Origin of the sequence: Pararobbsia alpina (genome assembly GCF_902859895.1) — a bacterium.
Classification (GTDB): Bacteria; Pseudomonadota; Gammaproteobacteria; order Burkholderiales; family Burkholderiaceae; genus Pararobbsia; species Pararobbsia alpina.
The window spans coordinates 57,431-74,684 of the sequence record NZ_CADIKM010000020.1 but is presented as its reverse complement, the minus strand read 5'-3'; the positions used below and the strand labels follow the sequence as shown (position 1 = coordinate 74,684).

Genomic DNA, 17,254 nt, shown 5'->3' with positions numbered 1-17,254 from the left:
GTAATTGTCTAACAAAATATCTTAACTATCGTGAAAATTAGTCGGGTCGTATGCTCGACTCATGAAGTACAAGATCGGGGGTCGAACCATTGGACCTGCCACTATCGCGTCACGCATTCCTGCGGCGATGCAGGTGCGGTGGCATCGCGGAATTGGAAGCGAACCGGCTCTCGGCGCGCATTCCGTGACACCTCGCGGCGTATATAGCCACCACGGCATTTATGTCGGCAAAGGCAAGCTGGTGCACTACGCCGTTCATGCCCGGTCGTTGCATCGCGGATTAGTCGAGGACGTGACGATCGCATGCCCCGCTGCGCGGCGCAAAGTGTGGATCAGCCGGGCGATCGTCCGGGTTACGCTGACCGGCAAGTCGTAAAGCGGGCGCGCTCGCGCCTCGGCGACAATCGATACCGGCTGCTGACCAATAACTGCGAGCACTTCTGTATGTGGTGTCTGTATGGAGAAAGCCGCAGTGAGCAAGTGCGCGCGTGCTTAACCTATCCGCGTGCGGCGATGGGCGCAGTGGTGGGCCTGTTCAAGATGTCGATCAATTACTTCGCCGCGATGGTCTCCAACCACGCAGACGCGTTGCTTGTAAAGAGCCGCAGCGTCGGCGCTACTGCCAAAGAGCGCTCGATAGGTCAGGTGATGTCCTGCCACGCGTAAGCGTACCCGTGTATTCAGGAGCGACGTGATCTCGCGATTTAGGTGTTTCACCGTCACTTTCGTCTGTGGGCGCCCATGGCAATCGGCTGGAGTCCCAGTCGTGCGCACTGCTAATGCGCTTGGTCGCGCTCGCAAGCCATCGACCCACGAGCTTCGCTTGGGCTATTTGCCAGAATGTTCACAACCAACTTGCTACTCGGGTTGTTTCGGTCCCTCAACACGGTCACTTTGTAATTCGTCATTGCTCATGCCTACCTCCCGTATTGCGAAAGCTATGGCAACGCCGCCGGTTTTCAGGCGCTGATATCGCATGCCAACGAAGCGCAATATCCGAGCGGCGGAGTGTCTATTTCGCCTTGCGAGCCCTCGAAGCAGCACGCATCGTTGGCCGATACTCTTATAGAGCTCATCAACTGCTTCCAATCATTGCGGGACGCTCGATTGAGCCCGCCGAGTCAAGTGCCACTCCGGCAGTTCATGAATCGACTTCTGGTAGCTAACTCCGCGGAGACCGTGGCGCCGCACATGACTCGATGCTACCGGTAGCCGTCGTTGAAGCGAGAAATGCGGAGCTCGACCATTAGCAAGCGCTATACAGCGATCACGAAGAGCGATCGTTCATGGCCGCACCCTGACCGCTGAATTTGCCCCGTCTTTCCGCGATGCGTGGTCGGCGAGCGCCGCCCCAAAGCGGGAGTAAGTACAGGCGAATGAACCGTCAAAAAAACAAAAAAACGGTTATCGCCGCCCCAGTTACATCATTTCTTCGCCAAGCGTTGTTAGGCTGCAGCTGGCGCCGTCGCTCCCATGTCTTCAATGAGTCCAGGCTGTCGAGCCACGAGCCACTCGCGTAGTTCTGCAACGTAAAGGTCCCAGGCCGGCGACAGGGCCGCGACCTTGACAATGGCACTCAAGCCTACGGGGCGGTGCACGTTAGACCTGCAATAGCCTGTTCCTCGTCGCCGCCATTTTCCAGCACGAGGCTCGCGACTCCGAGCAGGTGCGACGTGTAAGGAATCTGCGTGCCCTTGCGCAACTGCGTCGAGTGAAGCTTCAAGGCGAGCGCGGTCGCGTGGGCAAATGTTTATGTGCCTATGCCCACGGGTCGACTTCGTGCGTGAATGGAACACCCGAGTTTTTGAGCCAGCTGAACGCGTCGTCCCACGCAGGATAGTGCCGGCCAATGGACGCCAGTAGTTTCGCCGGCGTGCCGGGGCTGTCGCCGGTCGTCTGCGTCATCGCGAGGTAGAGTCCCGGCAGCGCTTCGGGCGCAACGCGGTACATGTCGGCCCTATCGCTTCCCAGGTAATCGCGGTCATAAAGGTCGAACAGCAAACCGCCGTCGTCCTCCGATTTGACCGTCGCCGTACAGTGCGGATACGACGTCAGGCTGATGGAGCGGAGTTCCACGGGCGGCGGTCTGTCACTGGCCGACGAGTTAACCGCATCGCCAGGATCCGTTGCGTGTGCAACCGTCACCTGCATGAAGCGCTCGAATGCGGCCGACTCACCCCCGCCATATCGCTGCGCATAACGCGTCTTTAGGGCAAGCCGTTCGGTCTCGTGGCGTTGCATGATGATCGATCGCAGCCACGGTTCGGTATCGGTAGAGACGAGCAGGATGTCGAGCAGCGCGGGCCAGTCCGCCTCCGCATCACTGAGCACATAGACGGGTGCCGCGCCGATCTCGTCGGCCAGCTCAGGACCGGGCGGCTCAAGCGTCAGCCCCCACCCGTCGGGCGCCCGGAACGGCAGTGCGGTGGTGGCGGGTCGCCACGCAAACCAGGCCCATTGCGCGGGTAGCGAAAAGTTTCGGTCGGGGTTGCTTCGAGATGCTGCGCGCAGAGCTGCAGCTGTGCGACACACCAGCAGTCCGGCTTCCATGTTGTGATTATATTGAGCGGAGTCATGCCGTCATTCTAGATGGCCAGCCTGAATCCGCGCTACGGACCGTATGCGCCACACGACATTCCACGGGCTTCGTGACGGATCCATCAGAGCATCGCTGAAAGTCCAGCGCACAACGAAGCCGACTTCGTTCGCCTCCTGACCTGCTGATTGGTAAATAGACAGACCGGCGCGATTCCGGTAACCAGACGGTAACAGCGGCGCGCAAACGAAAAAAGGACCTACGGCTTTCACGGTAAGTCCTTGATATTCCTGGTCGGGGCGAGAGGATTTGAACCTCCGACCACCTGCACCCCATAAAGGCTTATATCGATGAACCGCCTCCACCAAGCTCCGATCGTTCATCATGCTGCCTCCTGCTCGGCGCCGCCGCTGACCTGCTGCTGCCACGCGCGAATGACGGAGAGCGGCCACGCCGTGATGCCATTGATCTTCAACGGCTTGGGGAAGTTGCCGTCCTTTACTTTCCGCCACAATGTGGGGGCGCTGAATGGCACGAACCGCTCTTTGACCAATTGTGCAGGACGAATGTACTTTTCCAGCTCAGTTTCGTTTTTCATTCCACACTCCAAAATGAGATCGCGCGAGAGCGCATGATTGAAATTGGAATGTCACGACACGATGCGGTCAAAGGCAGCAATGCTGCTTCTAAAGTTTCGACGCCTAACGCCCCGCACTGGGCAAGGCATATCGTGTGGGTTCGATGCCCGGGTCACATGTCGTCGTCCAGGTCGTCCTCGTGGATTTCGGCGGCGCGCTGCTTGCCCTTGGCAATCAGATCTTTTGCGGATTCGCCACGCATCCACGCGTCGATCATATCGGACCAGCACTGCAGCATGATCTTCCGTTCCGCCAGGTAGCGGTTCACGTTGTACACGGCGGCAATCCGGTTTCGTGGCGCGTGCGCCAGCGACATTTCGATCCATCGTTCATCGAATTTAGCGCGGTTCAGGCCGGTGGAAAACGTGCGCCGCAGGTCGTGCACGCCGAAGCTCTGAAAATCGGGATCGTCCTTTCGAATCCGCTCGACGGTCGAGTCGATCACTCGATTTAACGTCGCGTTGCTGATTGGCGTTTCGCCGTCATAGCGCGACGGATGCAAGTACTGGCTTGATCCAAAGCATGTTCGAAACGTTGTGAGAATATCCATCGCCTGTTCGGACAACGGAATAGTATGCGACTTACCGGCCTTCATCCTGGTACCTGGGATCATCCAGCGCGCCGCATTGAAGTCGATCTCGCTCCAGGTCGCGTCTATAAACTCCGACTTGCGAACGCCGGTCAACAAAATGAGTTTCAACGCTAGGCGCAGCGTCGGCATGGTCGAGACTTGCTCCAGCGCTGTGAGAAACGTGCGAATTTCGGCAGGCGACAATGCACGTTCGCGCGGCTCAAAGGTGGCGATGGCACTGGCGCGGATTGCCTCGGCCGGATTGCTCACGCTTAGCCCGCTTGCCTGCGCGTGGTTGAACACTGCACGCACAATCTCGCGGACATGGACTGCAACAGCCGGCCCGCGCTTCTCTTTGGTTTCGTCGCACAGGCGCTTCAGGCGCTGCGGGCTCACCTCCTCAAGCTTCAGCTTTCCGAGTTCAGGCTCGATAACTCGCCGATGCGCAGCGCGCCGCATCTCCAGCGTGCTGTCTGCCAGCTGCTCCGCGCCGCTCTTGGGGTCGCCCTTATGCTTAAAGTAGTTTTCCGCCCAGTCGCCGAACGTCAGCGCCTCGGCCGCTGCAGTGCGCTTTTCGGCCTTTGCCCGGGCCGGTGAAACGCCCCGCTCTACGTTGCGCCGCGCGCGGTCCAGAAGCGTGCGGGCCTCGCGCAGGGACACGACCATGCCGAACTCAAGTTCATCTGGATCGCGCGTCACCTTGCATGCTGGATGGTAGCGCCCGATCGCAAGCGTCTCGCGCCTACCGTTAAGCTTGTAGTCGTAGCGAAACGAAATGGTCCCTGATGGCAGCACCGCCGCATACAAGCCATCGCGGTCGGACACCTTGAATGCTTTTTCTCGGGGCTTGAGGGCGCCAAGCTCTTGATTAGTCAGCAAAATCAGCCTCACTCTGATTTGCCGCTGATACCGTCAGCCCATCTGACGGTACGGGAAGCGGCAATTTCAACCGCTTCCAACTGTACCGTCACGACTACCGTCAAAGTACGCGAGATTGGGTGATAGCGGCTGAGACTACCTGAGCCGCTAAATCCTTATCTCGCTTAGGTTTCGTGAGGATTTTGATACTGCTTGAAACGGTGTGAGACGATCCTAGATCACTCCCACTCAATCGTAGCCGGCGGCTTCCCCGAAATATCGTAGACCACCCGGTTGATCCCCCGAACCTCATTGATAATCCGGTTCGACGCATTGCCCAACAACTCATGCGGCAAGTGCGCCCAATGCGCGGTCATGAAGTCCTGCGTCTGCACAGCCCGAAGCGCAACGACGAACTCATAAGTCCGCCCATCTCCCATCACCCCCACGCTCCGCACCGGCAGGAACACGGCAAACGCCTGGCTCGTCAGTTCATACCATGACTTGCCACTCGCCGGGTCGATGGTGTCGCGCAAGGTCTCGATAAAGATCGAGTCGGCACGCTGCAACAAGTCGGCATATTCACGCTTGACCTCGCCCAGGATCCGCACGCCCAGACCCGGGCCCGGGAACGGGTGGCGATAGACCATCGCCGGCGGCAGACCCAGCGCAACACCCAACTCGCGCACTTCGTCCTTGAACAACTCGCGCAAAGGCTCGAGCAGTTTCAGGTTCAGCGTCTCCGGCAGCCCACCCACGTTGTGATGGCTCTTGATCGTATGCGCGCCCTTCTTGCCCTTGCCCGCCGATTCGATCACATCCGGATAAATCGTGCCTTGCGCGAGCCACCGTGCATCGCTCAGCTTGCCGGCTTCGGTCTGGAACACTTCGACGAACTCGGCGCCGATGATCTTGCGCTTGGCCTCGGGATCGGTCACGCCCGCGAGCTTGCCAAGAAAGGCCTCGCTCGCATCGATATGAATGACCTTCACGCCCAGATGGTTCGCGAAGGTTTCCATCACCTGCTCCGCTTCGTTCAGGCGCAGCAAGCCGTGGTCGACAAACACGCAGGTCAGCTGATCGCCGATCGCCCGGTGCAACAAGGCCGCCGCAACGGACGAATCGACGCCGCCCGACAGGCCGAGGATCACATGTTCGCTACCGACCTGGGTACGGATATGTTCGACAGCCTCGTCGATGTAATGGCCCATCTCCCAGTCAGGACGCGCGCCGCACAGCTCGAGCACGAAGCGGTTCAGGATGGTCCGACCTTGGAGGGTATGGGTCACCTCAGGGTGAAACTGCACCGCATAGAAGCCGCGTGACTCATCAGCCATGCCGGCGATCGGGCACGACGGAGTCGAAGCCATCAGCTTGAAACCCGGCGGAATCTCGGTGACCTTGTCGCCGTGGCTCATCCAGACTTTCAACATGCCATACCCTTCGGCAGTCTCAAAATCCTGAATACCGCTCAGCAGCTTGGTATGTCCATGAGCCCGGATCTCGGCATAGCCGAATTCACGGGTATGACCCCCTTCGACTTTGCCGCCGAGCTGTTCGGCCATCGACTGCATCCCGTAGCAGATCCCGAGCACGGGCACGCCGAGCTCGAATACGACCTGTGGTACACGCGGGGTGTCGTCCTCGGTGACGGAATTCGGGCCGCCCGAGAGGATGATCCCCTTGGGCGCGAACTCGCGCACAAACGCGTCGTCGACATCGTGCGGATGGATTTCGGAATAGACGTGCGCTTCGCGGACGCGGCGCGCGATCAACTGGGTGACTTGCGAACCGAAATCGAGAATCAGTATCCGGTCATGGGGAACGCTAGGGTTGGAAGCAGTCGACATAGGGTCAAAGGTGGTCAAACGATCTTGGGTGTCTTCATAAAGGTCGGCGGATATCGTCTTCGGGCAACGACGGCGTGCGCGGACTCGTCGATCGAACGACGCGCGCTTCGCCCGTGACGGGATCAATAACGGTTCGCTGCGATGCACCCGTCAAGGGATCGACGTTCGTACCCACCGGACGGCGTGTCGCTGCATCGCCCCCGGTTCCGACAGGGAGACCCGTAACCGGATCGACCGCTGCCCGCACGGGATGCCCCGTTGCCGGGTCGACACTGCCGCCGGTCGCGGGATCGATCGGGGGTCGTACGGGCGTCGCCCCGGGCCGCGCAAACGTCGGTTCCCTCATCCGCCCCGCACGCTCTGCCTCGCGCTCGCGTTCACGCTCGCGGACCTCACGCGCACTACGTTCAGCCTTGTCGGCCGACTCGGTGCCCAATGCGAGCTGCCTGTTGCGGCGGCGGATCGATCCTGCGAGCCTGACAAGACCGACGCCGAGCACGAGCAGCACGAAAGCGATCGCCGGGCCGCTCAGCAAGACAGCCTGACTGGTATCGACCGCGGTGCCGTGCAGCACGATCAACCACACGAGCAGCACGAGCCCGCTGAGCCAGTTCACATGGCCGCTCACGCGAGCAATCGTCAAGGTCAGTTGTCCATCGACGGCCGCATGGAGCTGTAACCAGGCGATGCCCAGCAAGCTGATACCGAACAACTGCCCGAGCGCCGGCGGATGCGGGGCAATGGCCTGCAGCGCGACGATCGAGTCGGCCCATGGCGACACGATGAGCGCCAGACCCAGCAACAAGGTGATGATTCCATCGATGACCAGCAACGACCGCAGAATCGGTTTCATCGCGCTCTCCTTGAAAATGCCGAGGCTGCCGCAATTGCCGCGCCCGCATCCGCGCGGCGGTTCAACCCGAAGGCTGGACGGCTTCCGCTCGCGAGGGTCGAGTCTCGCGACGATAGCGCCGGCCCAATCGCCGGCAACATCGCGAGGCCTCCGCCCTTACCGCTCAATCTACGTGATAGTTCGGTGCTTCCTTGGTGATTTGCACATCGTGCACATGCGATTCGCGCAACCCGGCGCCCGTGATCTGAACGAAGCCGGCCTTTTCGTGGAACTCGTCGATGGTCTGGCAGCCGCAGTAGCCCATGCTGGCGCGCACACCACCCGTCAACTGGAACAGGATCGCGTTGACGCTGCCCTTGTAGGCGACGCGTCCTTCGATGCCTTCCGGTACCAGCTTGTCGATATTGCCCGAGTTTTCCTGGAAATAACGGTCCGCCGCGCCGTCCTTCATCGCGCCGACCGAGCCCATGCCGCGATAGGCCTTGTAGGTGCGGCCCTGGAACAGGAATTCCTCGCCCGGCGATTCTTCCGTGCCGGCGAGCATGCTGCCCATCATGACCGTGTCCGCGCCGGCAGCCATGGCCTTGGCGATATCGCCCGAAAAACGTACGCCGCCGTCACCGATGCAAGGTACGCCCGTGCCGCGCAGCGCGTCGGAAACGTTCGCGATCGCGGTGACCTGCGGCACGCCAACACCAGCGACGATCCGCGTCGTGCAGATCGAACCCGGGCCGATACCGACCTTGACCCCGTCCGCGCCGTATTCGACGAGCGCTTTCGCGGCATCGGCGGTCGCGATATTGCCGCCGATCACATCGACTTGCGGATAATTCTTCTTGACCCAGCGCACACGGTCGAGCACACCTTGACTATGGCCGTGGGCCGTATCGACGACAATGACGTCGACGCCGGCCTGTACGAGCAGTTCGACGCGTTCGTCGTTGTCCGGGCCCACGCCGACGGCAGCGCCGACGCGCAGCTTGCCCTGCTGATCCTTCGCGGCCATGGGGTGTTCGGTGGCCTTGAGAATATCCTTGACGGTGATCAGGCCGCGCAGCTCGAATGCATCGTTGACGACGACCACGCGCTCGAGGCGGTGGAGATGCATGAGCGCCTTGGCTTCGAGCAGCGGCGTGCCTTCCTTGACGGTGATCAGGCGCTCGCGCGGCGTCATGATCGTGCGCACCGCTTCGTCGAGGCGGGTTTCAAAGCGCAGGTCGCGGTTGGTCACGATGCCGATCAGCAAAGCGCCTTCAACCACGGGGAAACCGGAAATGCCATGCTGACGCGACAGTTCGATAATCTCGCGCACGCTCATGTTCGGCGCCACGGTGATCGGATCACGCAGCACACCCGACTCGAAACGCTTGACCTTCGCGACTTCACGGGCCTGTTCGGCGGGGGTGAGATTCTTGTGGATGATGCCGATCCCGCCCTGCTGCGCCATCGCGATTGCGAGGCGGCCTTCGGTGACCGTGTCCATGGCGGCGGACACGAGCGGGATGTTCAGCGAGATATTGCGGGAGAGCTTGGTTTTTAGGCTGGTGTCGCGCGGCAGAACACTCGAAAACGCGGGCACGAGAAGCACGTCATCGAATGTGAGTGCTTGTTGGATAAGACGCATAGCAAATCCTATAGGCGCAAAAGCGGATTATACGCGAATCCTTCCGGATTGCTTCGCTTGACAATCATCATCGGACGACTTTACCGGCTAACTTCCGTTTGACTTGCAGAATTCCACAAGACGGACCACCCGGGCGACCGTAGCCTACACGATCCATATTGCCGAAACGGCAGGCGAAGGAGCAGTTCATCATGCAACGCGGAGTCATCTACGGGATCCTGGCGGGCGCGCTGTGGGGCACGGTGTTCCTGGCGCCGCGCCTGCTCGCGGATTTCTCACCCTGGCTGCTGTCGGCCGGCCGCTACATCATGTACGGGGCGGTCTCACTGCTTGCCGCGGTGCCGCTCGCGCGTACCGTGTGGCCCAAGCTCACCTGGCGCGATGCGCTCACCCTCCTGCGGCTCGCGCTGACAGGCAATCTTGTCTACTACGTGTTTCTTGCGGAGTCAGTACACCGGGTCGGCATCGCGCCCGCGAGCCTGATCATCGGTGTGCTACCCGTGACGGTCACGCTTGTCGGACGCCGCGATCACGGCGCGGTACCGCTGACGCGGCTCGCCCTGCCACTGGGGCTCGTGCTGCTGGGGATCATCTGTATCAATATCGATGTGTTCGCGAGCGGGGTGCCCGTCCAGCGGGTGGAACTCGGCACGCAGATCGTCGGGCTGCTCTGCGCGGTCGGGGCGCTCGCAAGCTGGACGTGGTTCGCGGTCGAGAACTCGCGCTATCTGCAGCGGCATCCGCGTTTCACGGGACACGAATGGTCGACCCTCTGGGGCATCGCGACCGGCCTGCTCGGCCTCGTCCTCTGGCTCGTCATCACCGCCTTGCCCGCCGGCTCGGTGCAGGCGATCCTGCCCGCCTCACAATGGCACACGTTCTGGATCGTCAATCTCGTGCTCGCGATCGGCGCCTCGTGGCTCGGCAACGGTCTGTGGAATGCGGCCGCCAAGCGCCTGCCCTTGACACTGTCGGGCCAGATGATCGTATTCGAGACACTGTTCGCCCTCGTCTACGGATTTATCTATGATGAAAGACTGCCGCGCGGCCTCGAAATCGCCGCGATCGTGCTGCTGCTGATCGGCGTGAGCTGGTCGGTCAGCCTTCATTCGCGCGACGATCCGCATCCGCACCGGATCGAGGACGATGCGCAGGTCTCAACGCATTGAATGACACTAAAGCCGACGCACTCAAACTCCCCATGTCCGCCCTGTCCATCCCATTGCAAACCCGTGGCGCGGCCTTTGCGGCCGGCGCGCGAGACTGTATTCCAATGCTGGTCGGCGCCGCGCCGTTCGGCGTGATTTTCGGGGCGATGGTCACGGGCATGCCCGGCCTTCCGCTTGCGGCATGGCTCGGACAACTCATGTCGCTGATCGTGTTCGCGGGATCGAGCCAGTTCATTGCGGTCGGCCTGGTCGCGAGCCATGCGGCGCTGCCGGTCATCTGGTTCACGACCCTGATCGTCAATGCGCGGCACTTGCTCTATGCGGCGGCGCTGTCGCCGCGCATGGCGCACCTGCCATTGCGCTGGCGTGCGCTGCTCGGCTTGCTGCTGGTCGACGAGACGTTCGCGGTGGCCATCGACCATGAACGTCGCCATCCCGGTTCTCCGCTCGCCCACTGGTATTTCCTCGGCGCCGGCGTGGCGATGTACCTGAACTGGCAGCTCTTCACGGTGATCGGGCTGGTCTTCGGCTCGGCGTTTCCGGGCCTACAGGCGCTCGGGCTCGATTTCGCGATGGTCGCAACGTTTATCGCGATCGTCATGCCGCAGGTCAGGGCAGCCCGTTTTGCCGCGGCGGCGATCACCGCAGGGGTTCTTGCCTATTGCTGGCGCAACCTGCCCTATCAGCTCGGGCTGCTGGCCGCGGTCCTGGCCGGCGTCGCGGTCGGGACCGCGCTGACGGTCTGGCACGAACGGAGGACATCGAAATGAACGCCCAAGGAACAATCCCGACGGTGAGCCATGCGCGACGCGAGGCGACCCGCCACAGCCCCGTTCAACGCGCACAACGAGACAAGGCGCGCCCATGAGCACGATGACCGGTATCTGGATGATCGTCGGCATGGCGCTCGTCACCTATCTCGTCAAGGCGACGGTGCTGATTCTGGGTGACCGGGTGCGCTTTGCACCGATCGTCAAGACGGCGCTGGGTTTCGTGCCGGTCACTGTGCTCACGGCGATCGTCGTACCGATCGTTGTCGCACCGCATCACGGCGATGCCGAACTCAGCTGGCGCAATCCGCAACTGGTGGCGGCGCTCGGTACCGCGGTCGTCGGCTTCTCGACCCGTCATGCACTCGCCACGATTGCATTCGGGCTTGCGCTCTTTTTTGCATGGCATATGTGGGTCGCGCCGTAAGCGTTCAGCTGAACAGCCCGCCCCTGCCTAGCGCCGCTCTTTCGCGTGCCAGCGGCGTCCCTCGACTGAACCCGCCCGGCTCTTCGTCACGCGGCGCTGACGTGCGAGCTTCGGATCGACGGTCAGCGGCCGATAGATCTCGATGCGATCGCCTGCCGAGACCTGGGTATCGAGCGGCTGGATTTTGCCGAAGATACCGACCGCTTGGGTCGAGAGATCGATTTCCGGACACTGTTCGACGATGCGAGACCGTTCGATCGCCTCGCGCACCGTCGTGCCAGGCGGCACGGCGACGCTCAGCAGCACTTGGCGTTCGGGCAACGCGTAACAGATCTCGACGTCGAACATCGTGCCGGGCGTGTCCTCAGGAGGCATACTATGCATCACGGCTTGGCGTAGCGCGTGGCGGCGCGCTTGACAAACGATTCAACGAAGGTATTGGCGATGTGGTTGAACACCGGGCCGATCAGCTTCTCGAGGATGATGCTCGAGAATTCATAGTGCAGCGCGAATTCGATCTTGCATGCATCGGGGCGCAATGAAGTGAACGCCCAAAAACCGGTGAACTTCTTGAAAGGACCATCGGCGAACTGCATATCGATACGGCTGGGACGCTGCTGGGTATTGCGGGTGGTGAAATGCTGGCGGATGCCCTTGAAATGGATGTCGATACGCGCCTCGACGCCTGTTTCGCTCTGCTCGCGAATATCGACGCCGCCACACCAAGGCAAAAAGTTCGGATAGTCGGCCACGTCCGTGACAAGATCGAACATTTGTTCGGCCGAGTGACGGATCAGGACAGTTTTTTGTACATCTGCCATAAGTAGGAAGCGCGTCAATGTGACGCATGCGCGTACAGGCAAGGCGGCCAGCAACAAAACGCCGCTTTGCTAAAATCACGATTTTATCAGGCCTATTCCATGAGCATTGTCGATAACAAAAAGGCCTTCTTCGACTACTTCATCGAAGAACGTCATGAAGCCGGCCTCGTGCTCGAAGGGTGGGAGGTCAAGGCGATCCGCGCGGGACGCACGCAGATCAAGGAAGCTTATGTCGTCGTGCGCGATGCGGAGATCTTCTTGATCGGCTCCCACATCAGCCCGCTGCTGAGCGCGTCCACGCACATCAAGCCCGATCCCGTGCGCACCCGCAAGCTGCTGCTCCATGCGGACGAAATCAAGAAACTGATCGGCAAGGTCGAGCAGCGCGGCTACACGCTCGTCCCGCTGAACCTGCATTACACGAAGGGCCGGGTCAAATGCGAGATAGGGCTGGCGAAGGGCAAGAAGCTCCACGACAAGCGCGAGACCGAAAAGAAGCGCGACTGGCAGCGTGAAAAGGCCCAGTTGATGAAAACGGCGACGCGCTAAGCGTACGTGCCGCACCGACCCTGCGCCGCTTTCCCGCCCCCTCGGCCCTCAGCGCAAAGGCTTGACCTGCTCCGCGGCGGCCGCCGCGCCCGCACCACCGCCGGGCCGCACGATCGCGAGCGCTGAGGCAATCATCGAACTCATCTCGCTCAAGTTAGCCGGCACGATCAAGGTATTGCCCGACTTCGCGAGATTGCCGAACGCAGTCACATACTGTTCGGCAACCTTGAGGTTGACCGCCTCCATGCCACCCGTCGACTGGATCGCCTGAGCAATCTTCTGGATCGCGAGCGAGTTCGCCTCCGCGACAGCCAGGATCGCTGACGCCTCCCCTTGTGCCTTGTTGATCGCGGCCTGACGTTCGCCCTCGGACTTCTGGATGGCCGCCTCACGCGCGCCCGCGGCCAGATTGATCTGCTCCTGGCGACGCCCTTCCGACGCCGCGATCAGCGCACGCTTCTCGCGCTCGGCCGTGATCTGCGACTGCATCGCATGAAGGATTTCCTTCGGCGGGGTCAAGTCCTTGATCTCGTAGCGCAGGACCTTGACACCCCAGTTCTGTGCGGCTTCGTCAAGCGCGGTCACGATACTGTGGTTGATCACGTCGCGCTCTTCAAACGTCTTGTCGAGCTCGAGCTTGCCGATCACCGAACGCAACGTCGTTTGCGCGAGCTGCGTGATCGCCATCAGGTAGTTGCTGGTCCCGTAGGACGCCTTCATCGGGTCCGTCACCTGGAAATACAGCACGCCGTCGACCTGGAGCTGCGTGTTGTCGCGCGTGATGCAGATCTGGCTCGGCACTTCGAGCGGCACTTCCTTGAGAATATGCTTGTAGGCGATCCGGTCGACGAACGGGAACACGATCGTCAGGCCCGGCGCCAGGACACCGTGAAAGCGGCCGAGCCGTTCGAGTATCCATGCATGCTGCTGCGGAACGATCTTGACGGTCTGCACGACCAGCCCGACCACGACGATAAACAGGACAATGGCGATTACGCCCGAATCAATCATCACAGCTCCCCGTTGACGCCCGGCAGGGTGCCGGACGACTGCAAATGTGGCATCACCGAAGTCTCATCACCGAAGCGGGCGTCACCGGTTGGGACAGGCGCGCACCACGAGGCGGCTGCCGCGCATCTCCGCGATCTCGAAGCGCCCGGCATGCTCGACCTCGCCCTCGGCCAGTTCGACATCCCATTGCGTGCCGCGGTACGTCGCGCGCGCCAGTCCGTTATGCCAGCCTTCGATGTCGAGGGTCTCGCCGATATCGAGATTGATGTCGGGGTTGCGGGTCGCACCGGGACGCATGCTGCGGCCATAGGGGGAGCGGTGCAGCAGCCAGACGGCAAGCGCCGCCACGACCGCGGCAACGGCCCACTGCACTTCGATCGAGGCGCCCGCCAGCCGCGCGACGCCCGCCGCGGCGCAGCCGCAGGCCACCATCAACAGGTAGAAGGTGCCTGTCGCGAGTTCCCCGATCAGCAATGCGCCGACGGCAATCCACCATATCCCGCTTGCCCAGTGCATCCGGTCCCCTGTGTTATGAAGCGCTGAGTGTTTTTATAGCATATCGACACTTGCCTAGCCATTGCGCACGCGCATGTTAGCCATTCGGCCGATGGATGCCCGCGCGACTACATAAAAAAAACCGCCACCTCGCAAAAGGTGACGGCTTTTTTACGCCGCGGGACGCCCTAAGCGCCCAGATGTGTAGCCTGCTCAAAGCAGCCCACAGGCGCCCCGCTCAAGCAGTGGTCGGCAACTCAGTCAGCCTTGGCAAGCGCCTTCCAGGTATCGATCACCGAATCGGGATTCAGCGAAATCGACGCGATCCCCTCATCGGCCAGCCACTTCGCAAAATCCGGGTGATCCGAAGGGCCCTGGCCGCAGATGCCGACATACTTGTTCTGACGCTTGCACTCCGCAATCGCGCGGCTGAGCATGAAGCGCACCGCCGGATCACGTTCGTCGAAATCGATCGCAAGCAACTCCATCCCCGAATCCCGGTCAAGACCGAGCGTCAGTTGAGTCAAGTCGTTCGAACCGATCGAAAAGCCATCGAAGTGCTCGAGGAACTGTTCGGCCAGGATGGCATTTGAAGGCACTTCGCACATCATGATCAGACGCAATCCGTTCACGCCGCGCTTGAGTCCGTACTTACCCAGCAGATTGACCACGCGCTCGGCCTGGCCAACGGTCCGCACGAACGGCACCATGACCTCGACATTGGTCAGGCCCATGTCCTCACGCACACGACGCAGTGCGATGCACTCCATCTCGAATGCCTGCGCGAAGTCTTCGGCGATATACCGCGAAGCGCCGCGGAAACCCAGCATCGGGTTCTCTTCATCCGGCTCGAAACGCGAGCCGCCGATCAGCTTCTTGTACTCATTCGACTTGAAGTCGGACAGACGCACGATCACGGGCTTCGGATAGAACGCCGCGGCGATCGTCGCAATCCCTTCGGTCAGCTTGTCGACGTAAAAGGCACGCGGTGAAGCATGGCCCCGCGCGACGCTTTCGACGGCCTTCTTGAGATCCTGATCGACATTCGGATACTCGAGAATCGCTCGCGGATGCACGCCGATATTGTTGTTGATGATGAACTCGAGCCGCGCCAGGCCCACACCCGCATTCGGCAACTGGCAAAAATCGAAGGCGAGTTGCGGATTGCCGATATTCATCATGATCTTGACGTCGAGGGGCGGCATTTCGCCTCGCTCGACTTCGGTCACTTCGGTATCGATCAGCCCGTCATAGATCCGGCCTTCGTCGCCTTCGACGCACGAGACGGTGACCAGCGCGCCGTCCTTGAGTATCTCCGTCGCGTCGCCGCAGCCGACCACGGCCGGCACACCGAGCTCGCGCGCGATGATCGCCGCGTGGCAGGTGCGGCCGCCGCGGTTGGTCACGATCGCGGAAGCGCGCTTCATCACGGGCTCCCAGTTCGGATCGGTCATGTCGGCGACCAGCACGTCGCCCGGCTGTACGCGTTCCATTTCCGAGGCGTCGCGGATCACACGAACCGGACCGGCCCCGACCTTCTGGCCAATGGCCCGTCCCGTGGTGATCAGCGGTGCGCTGCCGCGCAGCTTGTAGCGATGCTCGGCCTTGCCCGCGCTCTGGCTCTTCACGGTCTCGGGGCGCGCCTGAAGGATGTACAGCTTGCCATCCTGGCCGTCCTTGCCCCACTCGATATCCATCGGACGCTGGTAGTGCTTCTCGATGATCACCGCATACTTCGCGAGTTCGATCACATCGTCGTCGTTCAGCGAAAAGCGGTTGCGCAACTCGGGGGGCACGTCAGTGGTCTTCACGCGACCCGCTTCGCCGGCCTTCGTGAATTCCATCTTGATCAGCTTCGAGCCGATCGTACGACGGATGATCGGATGCTTGCCCTGTTCGAGCGTCGGCTTGAATACGTAGTACTCGTCGGGGTTGACGGCGCCCTGGACCACGGTCTCGCCGAGGCCATAGCTCGAGGTGATGAATACCACGTCCGCGAAGCCGGTTTCCGTGTCGAGCGTGAACATCACGCCGGCCGCGCCCGTGTCCGAACGCACCATGCGCTGCACGCCTGCGGACAACGCGACTTCCGCATGCGTAAAGCCCTTGTGGACGCGATACGAAATAGCCCGATCGTTGTAGAGCGAAGCGAAGACGTGCTTGGTCCGATCGAGCACGTCTTCGATGCCGACCACATTCAAATAGGATTCCTGCTGACCGGCAAACGAGGCATCGGGCAGGTCTTCGGCGGTCGCGGACGAGCGCACGGCAAACGACAGGCCGGACGGTGAATCGTCCTCGAGGCGTTTGAAGTGCTCGCGGATCTCCGTATCGAGCCGCGCTTGCAGCGGCGCGTCGACAATCCACTGACGGATTTCCTTGCCAGCCTCGGCGAGGGCTTTCACGTCATCGATGTTCAGCGTCTCGAGACGCTGGGCGATCCGTTCGGTCAGCTTGTTGTGATGGAGAAAATCGCGAAATGCGAGCGCTGTGGTCGCAAAACCGCCTGGCACCCGGACACCGGCGCCAGCCAGTTGGCTGATCATTTCTCCCAGCGATGCGTTCTTGCCTCCTACGACTTCGACGTCGTTCATACGCAAGTCTTCGAACGGAACTACATAAGCGCCGTCGCGTTCTGCGTTGTTCATAACAGCCCCTAACAGTGTAGAAAAAACACAGTTATGCGATTGGGGCTTTGCAACCGTGGCGCCACAAAGCGCCGGCGGTCACACCGCACAACCTGTCGGATAAGCGATCGCGTGGTGGCCGTCAGGGCGACATCTTCGCCGCTCGAAGCCAGGGGTGTTCCAGGCCGGCGTGCGCCGGAGCCCGGAATACGCAAGACCGGGCCGTACCTCGCACACCGGTCAAATTCAGCCAAACTACCGTCAGCGGGCCGTCCAGACTGCCCGCGCAATTGCTTATCCCACAGGTTTCCCGCTATTCTACCCACAGTTAGTTGTCTTGCGCGTACCACATTGCTCAAGGTGGTGCATGCATGGGGGCTTCATAGGGTGCTGGCTACGCAGTCTGCGTGCCTCACCTCCCTTTTCATTTTTTCTTTCAATCCTTACTGAATCTT

16 protein-coding genes and 1 pseudogene are annotated in these 17,254 nt (G+C 61.2%); 5 read left to right on the top strand and 12 right to left on the bottom strand.

Annotated features, from left to right (window positions below; genetic code table 11):
- The first annotated feature begins 127 nt into the window (after positions 1 to 127).
- Positions 128 to 666 (top strand): annotated as a pseudogene (locus HV670_RS32260) (lecithin retinol acyltransferase family protein).
- A gap of 916 nt (positions 667 to 1,582) precedes the next feature.
- Here HV670_RS32260 and HV670_RS18770 read toward each other — a convergent pair.
- From HV670_RS18770 to guaB, 7 genes are all read right to left on the bottom strand, one after another.
- Positions 1,583 to 1,723, bottom strand: a complete 141-nt coding sequence (locus tag HV670_RS18770; protein ID WP_246257683.1) for an HD domain-containing protein — start codon at positions 1,721 to 1,723, stop codon at positions 1,583 to 1,585.
- A 35-nt stretch (positions 1,724 to 1,758) separates the two neighbouring features.
- Positions 1,759 to 2,550 (bottom strand): hypothetical protein, encoded by a 792-nt coding sequence (locus HV670_RS18765; protein WP_175106340.1) that lies wholly within the window; start codon positions 2,548 to 2,550, stop codon positions 1,759 to 1,761.
- A 368-nt stretch (positions 2,551 to 2,918) separates the two neighbouring features.
- The gene (locus HV670_RS18760) at positions 2,919 to 3,134 is read right to left on the bottom strand and encodes a helix-turn-helix transcriptional regulator (RefSeq protein WP_175106338.1); all 216 of its coding nucleotides are present in this window, start codon (positions 3,132 to 3,134) and stop codon (positions 2,919 to 2,921) included.
- Positions 3,135 to 3,286: 152 nt separating this feature from the next.
- Complete coding sequence (locus HV670_RS18755) at positions 3,287 to 4,624, bottom strand: tyrosine-type recombinase/integrase (protein WP_217478459.1); 1,338 nt, start codon at positions 4,622 to 4,624, stop codon at positions 3,287 to 3,289.
- A 218-nt stretch (positions 4,625 to 4,842) separates the two neighbouring features.
- Positions 4,843 to 6,453, bottom strand: a complete 1,611-nt coding sequence (gene guaA / locus HV670_RS18750; RefSeq protein ID WP_175106337.1) for a glutamine-hydrolyzing GMP synthase — start codon at positions 6,451 to 6,453, stop codon at positions 4,843 to 4,845.
- Between the two features lie 34 nt (positions 6,454 to 6,487).
- Positions 6,488 to 7,306 (bottom strand): hypothetical protein, encoded by an 819-nt coding sequence (locus HV670_RS18745; RefSeq protein WP_175106335.1) that lies wholly within the window; start codon positions 7,304 to 7,306, stop codon positions 6,488 to 6,490.
- 163 nt (positions 7,307 to 7,469) lie between these two features.
- Positions 7,470 to 8,930, bottom strand: a complete 1,461-nt coding sequence (guaB, locus tag HV670_RS18740) for an IMP dehydrogenase (RefSeq protein ID WP_175106333.1) — start codon at positions 8,928 to 8,930, stop codon at positions 7,470 to 7,472.
- Between the two features lie 191 nt (positions 8,931 to 9,121).
- On the opposite strand from guaB, the gene HV670_RS18735 reads away from it, so the two are divergent.
- From HV670_RS18735 to HV670_RS18725, 3 genes are all read left to right on the top strand, one after another.
- Positions 9,122 to 10,099, top strand: coding sequence for a DMT family transporter (locus tag HV670_RS18735; RefSeq protein ID WP_175106332.1), 978 nt, complete (start codon positions 9,122 to 9,124; stop codon positions 10,097 to 10,099).
- A gap of 32 nt (positions 10,100 to 10,131) precedes the next feature.
- The gene (locus HV670_RS18730; protein WP_175106330.1) at positions 10,132 to 10,869 is read left to right on the top strand and encodes an AzlC family ABC transporter permease; all 738 of its coding nucleotides are present in this window, start codon (positions 10,132 to 10,134) and stop codon (positions 10,867 to 10,869) included.
- Between the two features lie 103 nt (positions 10,870 to 10,972).
- On the top strand, positions 10,973 to 11,296 hold the full coding sequence (locus HV670_RS18725) for an AzlD domain-containing protein (RefSeq protein WP_175106370.1): 324 nt from the start codon (positions 10,973 to 10,975) through the stop codon (positions 11,294 to 11,296).
- A gap of 27 nt (positions 11,297 to 11,323) precedes the next feature.
- Here HV670_RS18725 and HV670_RS18720 read toward each other — a convergent pair whose 3' ends face one another.
- On the bottom strand, positions 11,324 to 11,671 hold the full coding sequence (locus HV670_RS18720; protein WP_425511442.1) for an RnfH family protein: 348 nt from the start codon (positions 11,669 to 11,671) through the stop codon (positions 11,324 to 11,326).
- A gap of 8 nt (positions 11,672 to 11,679) precedes the next feature.
- Positions 11,680 to 12,117 carry a type II toxin-antitoxin system RatA family toxin gene (locus tag HV670_RS18715; RefSeq protein WP_175106367.1) on the bottom strand — a complete coding sequence of 146 codons (438 nt, stop codon included), beginning with the start codon at positions 12,115 to 12,117 and terminating at the stop codon, positions 11,680 to 11,682.
- A 99-nt stretch (positions 12,118 to 12,216) separates the two neighbouring features.
- Between HV670_RS18715 and smpB the strand changes: the two genes are divergently transcribed.
- Complete coding sequence (smpB, locus tag HV670_RS18710; protein WP_175106328.1) at positions 12,217 to 12,666, top strand: SsrA-binding protein SmpB; 450 nt, start codon at positions 12,217 to 12,219, stop codon at positions 12,664 to 12,666.
- A gap of 48 nt (positions 12,667 to 12,714) precedes the next feature.
- On the opposite strand, the gene HV670_RS18705 is transcribed toward smpB, so the two are convergent.
- The 3 genes from HV670_RS18705 to ppsA all read right to left on the bottom strand — a co-directional run bounded on the left by HV670_RS18705 (position 12,715) and on the right by ppsA (position 16,820).
- Complete coding sequence (locus tag HV670_RS18705; RefSeq protein WP_425511441.1) at positions 12,715 to 13,677, bottom strand: SPFH domain-containing protein; 963 nt, start codon at positions 13,675 to 13,677, stop codon at positions 12,715 to 12,717.
- 81 nt (positions 13,678 to 13,758) lie between these two features.
- Positions 13,759 to 14,193 (bottom strand): NfeD family protein, encoded by a 435-nt coding sequence (locus HV670_RS18700; protein ID WP_175106326.1) that lies wholly within the window; start codon positions 14,191 to 14,193, stop codon positions 13,759 to 13,761.
- A gap of 236 nt (positions 14,194 to 14,429) precedes the next feature.
- The gene (gene ppsA / locus HV670_RS18695; protein ID WP_175106324.1) at positions 14,430 to 16,820 is read right to left on the bottom strand and encodes a phosphoenolpyruvate synthase; all 2,391 of its coding nucleotides are present in this window, start codon (positions 16,818 to 16,820) and stop codon (positions 14,430 to 14,432) included.
- Between the last annotated feature and the right edge of the window lie 434 nt (positions 16,821 to 17,254).

What these genes read in the sequence shown, in the direction of transcription:
- HV670_RS18765 (WP_175106340.1), bottom strand. Translation starts at nt 2,550, where the DNA reads ATGGAAGCCGGACTGCTGGTGTGTCGCACAGCTGCAGCTCTGCGCGCA.
- HV670_RS18760 (WP_175106338.1), bottom strand. Translation starts at nt 3,134, where the DNA reads ATGAAAAACGAAACTGAGCTGGAAAAGTACATTCGTCCTGCACAATTG.
- guaA (WP_175106337.1), bottom strand. Translation starts at nt 6,453, where the DNA reads ATGTCGACTGCTTCCAACCCTAGCGTTCCCCATGACCGGATACTGATT.
- HV670_RS18745 (WP_175106335.1), bottom strand. Translation starts at nt 7,306, where the DNA reads ATGAAACCGATTCTGCGGTCGTTGCTGGTCATCGATGGAATCATCACC.
- guaB (WP_175106333.1), bottom strand. Translation starts at nt 8,930, where the DNA reads ATGCGTCTTATCCAACAAGCACTCACATTCGATGACGTGCTTCTCGTG.
- HV670_RS18735 (WP_175106332.1), top strand. Translation starts at nt 9,122, where the DNA reads ATGCAACGCGGAGTCATCTACGGGATCCTGGCGGGCGCGCTGTGGGGC.
- HV670_RS18730 (WP_175106330.1), top strand. Translation starts at nt 10,132, where the DNA reads ATGTCCGCCCTGTCCATCCCATTGCAAACCCGTGGCGCGGCCTTTGCG.
- HV670_RS18725 (WP_175106370.1), top strand. Translation starts at nt 10,973, where the DNA reads ATGACCGGTATCTGGATGATCGTCGGCATGGCGCTCGTCACCTATCTC.
- HV670_RS18720 (WP_425511442.1), bottom strand. Translation starts at nt 11,671, where the DNA reads ATGCCTCCTGAGGACACGCCCGGCACGATGTTCGACGTCGAGATCTGT.
- HV670_RS18715 (WP_175106367.1), bottom strand. Translation starts at nt 12,117, where the DNA reads ATGGCAGATGTACAAAAAACTGTCCTGATCCGTCACTCGGCCGAACAA.
- smpB (WP_175106328.1), top strand. Translation starts at nt 12,217, where the DNA reads ATGAGCATTGTCGATAACAAAAAGGCCTTCTTCGACTACTTCATCGAA.
- HV670_RS18705 (WP_425511441.1), bottom strand. Translation starts at nt 13,677, where the DNA reads ATGATTGATTCGGGCGTAATCGCCATTGTCCTGTTTATCGTCGTGGTC.
- HV670_RS18700 (WP_175106326.1), bottom strand. Translation starts at nt 14,193, where the DNA reads ATGCACTGGGCAAGCGGGATATGGTGGATTGCCGTCGGCGCATTGCTG.
- ppsA (WP_175106324.1), bottom strand. Translation starts at nt 16,820, where the DNA reads ATGAACAACGCAGAACGCGACGGCGCTTATGTAGTTCCGTTCGAAGAC.